Origin of the sequence: Pseudomonas sp. PDM30 (genome assembly GCF_019218985.1) — a bacterium.
Classification (GTDB): domain Bacteria; phylum Pseudomonadota; class Gammaproteobacteria; order Pseudomonadales; family Pseudomonadaceae; genus Aquipseudomonas; species Aquipseudomonas jessenii.
Map to the genome: position 1 here is coordinate 1 of NZ_JAHUWM010000028.1, position 359 is coordinate 359.

Here is a 359-nt window from a genome sequence, read left to right on the forward strand (position 1 = left end):
TGGCCAGGGTGTAGGTCCACTGGCCGCTGTTGTCCACGGCGATCGAGCCATAGGTGCCGGTATTTGACCCGGCAATACTCCAGGTGGCGGTGGCATCGTGGTCGATGTCGACCGAGCTGAACTGGCCACTGACGCTGAGCGTGCTGTCTTCCTGCACCGCGCCGGCATCATGGCCGGTCGCGAAGCTGAGCACTGGCGCGTCGTTGCTGCCGGTGACGGTGACGGTCACCAACTGGGTGTCGACGCCGCCGAGGCCGTCGCTAACCTGCACGCTGAACACTTCGTTGTGACTCTCGCCCGCCTTCAGCGACTGCACCGCACTGGCGACACCATTGGTGCCGTTGGCCAGGGTGTAGGTC

General features: G+C 64.9%; 1 protein-coding gene. It reads right to left on the reverse strand.

The annotated features are described in order from the left end of the window. Window positions 1-359 (reverse strand): VCBS domain-containing protein (locus KW840_RS28315; protein ID WP_218498469.1); only part of this gene is annotated, 359 nt, incomplete at both ends.